This window comes from Leptospira alexanderi serovar Manhao 3 str. L 60 (assembly GCF_000243815.2).
Classification (GTDB): domain Bacteria; phylum Spirochaetota; class Leptospiria; order Leptospirales; family Leptospiraceae; genus Leptospira; species Leptospira alexanderi.
In genome coordinates this window covers 26501-32500 of record NZ_AHMT02000016.1, presented here as the reverse complement: position 1 = coordinate 32500, position 6000 = coordinate 26501, and the positions used below count along the sequence as shown (strand labels likewise).

Annotated in this window: 4 protein-coding genes (1 of these 4 running past the window's edge); all 4 read left to right on the top strand. The window is 42.1% G+C overall.

Annotation, left to right across the window (positions count from 1 at the left end):
* On the top strand, positions 1-975 hold the 3' portion of the coding sequence (locus LEP1GSC062_RS05085) for a zinc dependent phospholipase C family protein (protein ID WP_020983621.1). It extends 102 nt beyond the left edge of the window; only the last 975 of its 1077 coding nucleotides appear in the window; its start codon lies off the left edge, out of view; its stop codon occupies positions 973-975.
* A gap of 6 nt (positions 976-981) precedes the next feature.
* Positions 982-3468, top strand: coding sequence for a penicillin-binding protein 1A (locus tag LEP1GSC062_RS05080; RefSeq protein ID WP_020983645.1), 2487 nt, complete (start codon positions 982-984; stop codon positions 3466-3468).
* Positions 3469-3570: 102 nt separating this feature from the next.
* A complete protein-coding gene (locus tag LEP1GSC062_RS05075) occupies positions 3571-3981 on the top strand; it encodes a bactofilin family protein (RefSeq protein ID WP_002618425.1) in 411 nt (136 codons plus the stop codon).
* Between the two features lie 51 nt (positions 3982-4032).
* A complete protein-coding gene (locus LEP1GSC062_RS05070; RefSeq protein ID WP_010577166.1) occupies positions 4033-5151 on the top strand; it encodes a peptidoglycan DD-metalloendopeptidase family protein in 1119 nt (372 codons plus the stop codon).
* Positions 5152-6000 lie beyond the last annotated feature (849 nt).

Sequence of the window (6000 nt, the reverse complement as noted above, 5' to 3'; positions counted from 1 at the left end):
GAATCCAACCGAAAGTTTGCAAATATCGGAGCCATCGCTCCGGATATATTTTATTTTTATCATGTATTTTCTCCTCGCAAAACGAAAAAAGCCACAATCTGGGGAGATATGAGTCATCATAACTCCGTTACGGAACTTGTTTTAAGTTTTTTAGATCTTATTCTACAAACAGAAGTGGGGATTCACAGGGATCGTTATATTGCGTTTACTCTCGGTTATATCTGTCACTGTGTTGTGGACATAGTCACTCATCCGTATATTTTTTACATCTCCGGAGACTTTTACAACAAGGACAAAAAAATCAGCAGTCTTGCACAATACAATCACATGAGAGTGGAGAACGCTCTGGATTCCTGGCTTCTTGACTATAGATGGGGAATGACTCCGAAGGAATACGACTTTGTCCATCACGTCGACGCGATTTTTAAGTCCGAAAAAAAAACCTGGAAGATGGATCCTATGCTTTGGCATTTTTGGCTTCGCGGTCTTAAAGCGACCTTTGTGGACGAATTCAAAAAATGTTATATAGGTTCGGAAGACAAGATCATTCCCGGAGATTTGTTAAACGAATCCTTTCTTGGTTATCTGGAATTTCACAGGGTTTTGGATTCCAGAAGCAGATGGATCCGGGGCACTTTGAAGTTTTTAGATCAGATTACGTTTCACAAAGTTCGATCCTCGGTTTTGATGCTTCCTCTCAAGGAACATATAGACAAACGGATCATGAACGAAGAAAAAAAGAAGTGGAATTACCCGGCCGACCCTTCCATCGTGCGAAACGACTCTTTTGTGGAACTGATTAACCGCTCGGCCCAAAATGGTAGGGACGCGCTTACACACGCATGGAATTATCTAGAGAATAAAATGAGTCGCTCCGCATTCTTAAAGGAATATCAAGGATATAATTTGGATACGGGACTTCGTTTTCAAGGAGTCGACAGTATGAAGGAATTTTCACCGTTGGAAGAAGTTTAATCGAACATGAAACAAGAACCAGTCAGTTATCTTTTCCGTTTTTTCGTCATTCATTTTCGGGATAGGATTCTTCGGAGGATTCTAAGTTCCGAAAATCCGTTGAAACAATTGGTTAAGCTCTGTGCGGGTTTGTTGTTTCTCAACGGATTTCTGTTCGTATTCTCCATCAAGGATTTATGGAAAGTTCCCGGATCCAATCAGTATGAAAAACCTTCCGTTCTTTATGGAATCAACGACAAGAGTGAATACGAGCCCATCGCGGAATTTTATCGTTTTTCCCGCGTCGTTTTAAACATCAAAGAACTTCCTCCCGAAGAAGACGGCAAACTCAACAAACTCATCCGTAGTTTTGTTTCTACCGAGGACAATCATTTTTATTCGCATTGGGGGCTCGATTTGCGCGGAATTTTCCGTGCTTTTATGGTCAATCTTTTGGCGGGTAGAATCAAAGAAGGTGCCTCGACAATTACACAGCAGGTTGCTCGTTTAAAATTCTTGAATACGGAACGTTCTTTCCTTCGAAAAGCCAGAGAGGCTTGGCTTGCGCTTCTTTTGGAAGCGGTTTTTGATAAGGACACGTTGATGGAAATTTATCTCAACGAAATTCCTCTTGGTCACGGAACGATCGGAGTCGGAGCGGCGGCTCGGTTTTATTTTCGTAAGGACGTAAAGGATTTGACCTGGGGGGAGTCTGCGTTACTCGCCAGTCTGACCACGAGACCCACGGAATTTTCTCCCTTGGTCAATCCTAATTCTTCCAGTGCGAAGGTTCGCGTCGTATTTAAGAAATTCGTGGAAAACGGAGTTCTCGACATCAAAACCGCGGAGAGGGAGTACGAAGCATTTTCAGAATATTATATTACTCTAAATCGTTCTCCGAATGATTCCGCGTTTGGCGATAGGTTGAATCGTTTCCCCTATTTCACGGAATACGTGCGTAAAAATTTGGCGCGTTACATTCCTATAACTACGTTATACAGCGGGGGACTCAAAATCTATTCCACTTTGAACATACAACACCAGACTCAAGCGGAGAAGGCTTTGTATGCCGGACTGAAAAATCAGACTGCTCAATCCAATCAGAGGATGTTCACGAAGATAGATGCGTTCGACGACGCCTACGGTGAGATCTACGATCTACTATCGATGTTAAACGACATCCCTGAGTTTAAGTTTAAGATTTCGAAGTCGGTTCGTACGTTTAATCGCACTTGGCAGGAAGATCTGAGGGATGAGCTTGGTGTTTTGAATCTTTTGAGCGGAACCGAATCTTTGGGCGAAGCAATCGATTGGAGTTATAGAAATCAACAAACCGAGGACTTTTTGCTTCCCGTCGAAGGCGCCTTGATTTCGATGCGTCCCGATACGGGGTATATCACGTCGATGGTGGGAGGTTCCGGTTTTCGATCGGATAATCAACAGATTCGCGCTTTCCAAGCCTATCGCCAACCCGGCTCGGCGTTTAAACCTTTGATATACGCGGCCGCGATGGAATATTATAATCAGCATCCGGATCCAAAGAAGAACATCACTGCGGCGTCTCTTTTTTCCGATTCTCCTCTCCAATACGTATTGGAAGACGGTGATGAATGGACCCCTTCCAATTATACGGGAGAATATTCTGGATTTATAAAACTTCGCGAAGCGCTCGAACTTTCCAGAAATAGTGTCGCAGTTCGGGTTTTGGATCACACTGGGATCAGCAACCTCGTGCCGGTTCTGGAAAAAATTCTTCAGGTTGAAAATAGATCCATTCCCAAAAACTATTCCATCTCTTTGGGAACTTTCGAAGTTTCTCCGTACGAATTGGCCCGCGCGTATGCAGTGATCGCTTCCGGAGGAAAACAGGTATTTCCGTTGAGCGTTCTTTATGTAGAAGATGATTCCGGAAATGTAATTAAGGATTTCAGAGAGGAAGCGAGTAAACAGGAAAGGAAACAGATTCTTTCTCCTGAAATTTGTTTTATTCTCACGTCGATGATGGAAGACGTAATCAAAAAAGGAACAGGAACCGGTGCCACTTCTTATGGTCTCAATCGTCCGGCCGCAGGAAAGACCGGAACGACGAATAACTTTCGAGATGCTTGGTTTGCGGGTTATTCCGCCGAATTAGTAAGTGTAGTTTGGCTCGGTTATGATACTGGAACTCTTTCGATGGGTAAAGGAATGTCCGGAGGTGTGGTTGCGGCTCCAATCTGGGGACGATTTATGTCGAATGCCCTTTCTCGGGAAAAATCGAAGCCGTTTCACTTTGGGGAAACGGGAATCGTTCGAAAACAAATCTGTTCCATTTCCGGGAAACTTCCCGGTTCTCACTGCAATCAAACCGAAGAAGAATATTTTACCAAAGAAACAGTACCCAAAGAAGTTTGTGACGATCATCGTGGAGCTGGTTTTATATCGGAACCCGATGCACCTCCTTCTCATCAAACTCAAGTGAAAAAGAAGCAGAAAACTAATATTTTCCAGGGTGACGATGATTTGATTCGATAATTCCAAACAAAAATACTTGTCGTTTTGGGATTGAGTACACAAATAGATTTACGGCGTGTCTCCGGTTAGGGGATAGGTTTTGATTGTTAGCAGGAGTTTTAGATGGCCATCGGCAGGGAAAATAATAACAGTGTAATCGGTCCAGGATCTATTTTCGAAGGAAAATTTTATATCGCGGGTTCTCTTCGTATCGACGGTAAATTCGAGGGAGAAATCAAAACGGACGATACTCTTTATATCGGAGAGACTGGAAAGGTAAGAACGAATATCGCGGCCAAAGAAGTAACCGTTTCCGGGACTATGATCGGAAACATCAAGGCTGAAAGCGAAGTTCGTCTGGAAGAAACCGGAAGGCTTCTTGGGGATATTGTCGCTCCTGCGCTTCACCTTGCTAAAGGAGTGGTTGCGAAGGGGAATATAACGATCACAGGCGGACAAAAGAAAGACGTAAAAAAAATCGTAGAAGAGTCTTTCGGCGGAACTCGGACTTTGGATAACGGAAAGGACGAATAAGCTCTTTTCTTCCTATAGAAAGAACTACAAAGCGGCCGATATTTTCCCTGTATGATCTTCAAAAAGCCCAGACAACTGACCGCAGGAAAAGAACTCCTTCGGACGGAAAATTTCACTCTGATTTACCTGGGCGCATTTCATTTTCACTATTCGTTTTATTTTAGAGGAAATCTCTATCACGGAAATCTGGACTTTCGGAGAAAAAAGTTCCGGTTTATTCCTATATTCGCATCTATGGCGCTTTTTCTCGCATTCTTGGGGTTCGGGATGAATCCAAGTAGTGCGATGATGGATTCTTCCGGACATGAAATCACCGAAAACGATTCCGAGGACTTAAAGGCAAAATCCGGGGATGAAAAGTTTTTGGAGGAATCCGAAAAGGCAAAACTTACGATTTTGATGGCAAAGGAACTCAAGAACCCTTCCGAAAAGAAGAAACAATTTAAAGTTACATCATATCGGGTGAAGCGAAATGAGACATTAGCTGAAATTGCTACCCGATTTAAGGTTTCGATGGAATCTATCGCGGGCTCTTCCAACATCAAAATTGAAGATACACTTTATCCCGGTCAAATATTAAGTATTCCGAATAAACAAGGTCTTCTCTACAAGATGAAAACGGGGGATACTGTCGCCAAAGTTGCCAGCCTTTATAAGGTTAACTTGGATGAAATTTTGTCGGAAAACAAATTGGAGGATCTGGATATTCTTAGACCTGGTCAGAAACTATTCTTACCGGGTGCGGTAATTCCTGATCCAGCTCCGAAGTGGGTAATCCCTGTTGCATCCAGAGTCGTAACTTCCAATTTCGGATTTAGGACTTTCCCCAGAAGAAAGTTTCACGAGGGGCTCGACCTAAAGGCCTTCTACGAGCCGATTGCCGCTGCGAGAAACGGTAAGGTGATTTACGCCGGCTGGATGGGCGGTTACGGAAACGTAGTCGTCATCGAACATACGGACGATTTTAAAACTCTCTATGCGCATAACTCCAAGCTTTTCGTTCAACGTGGGGATTATGTGCTGGCAGGGAAGAAAATTGCAAGATCCGGTTCCACCGGTTATTCGTTCGGGCCTCATTTACATTTCGAAGTCATCAAAAACGGAAAGCCTGTTAATCCTTCCAAATATTTAAAGGGGCTTACGTTTAGAAAGGGCGGACCTACGCATTGAGCTTGGTGATGTGAGAATTCTGCTTTTTATCCATTTTTTCGATTTTAGATCCTGTTCGATATCTTAAAAGAAATCGGCTAATCTTTCGGCAAGTTCATAACAAATGCTGAAGTTCCCACGTTTCAAATAGTGAGGTTGAGTCACTATAGGAATTAGGACTTACACGTTTGATTGATCGTTGTCATGGGACCTTCCTTTTCCTGACAACTTTTTCTAGGACGCTACACGCTACACTGAACCCTGATTTCTATCTACTGCCCCCTAATACGCTGGTTTTCTATTTTTTTCCGAAGAGCTTTTCGGGAAACGATCTATAAAAACTATGTTTAAAAAATACAAATTCGATATTAGAAAAATATTTTACGTTCAAGACGTTACGATAAAACGATTGATTTCAAATATGGGGTCGAACCAGAAATATTCAATTATAATAAAATACGATAATTAAAGTGTTAAAAGGAATGCTAAAACCGGATCTCATAATCTCATATTTGCAAACGTTTCTGCAAATGAAAAACAAAAGCGTTTTCGATGGGATTATTATGGATTGGAGAATTTTAAGACATAAATCGTTTGAAACCCGGAAAATAGAATAAAGATCTCAAAAGAAATCGTTTGGCAAGGCGTTCGTATATAAAATTAACGTAAAGTTCGAAGAAGTGATTTTAAAGTGAACAAGTCTAATACGACATCAAATTTCGGACAAGATGATGTATTTACTTAACTTGAAGTAAGTTGAGGTAGTTTACCGTCATCGTTCAAAGTAACGTATAAAACAATTCTTTCTCGATCCTGAGTTTTGATGCGATGAGTGATAACTCAGTGAATTCTTCCTTGATTTTGTCGGAA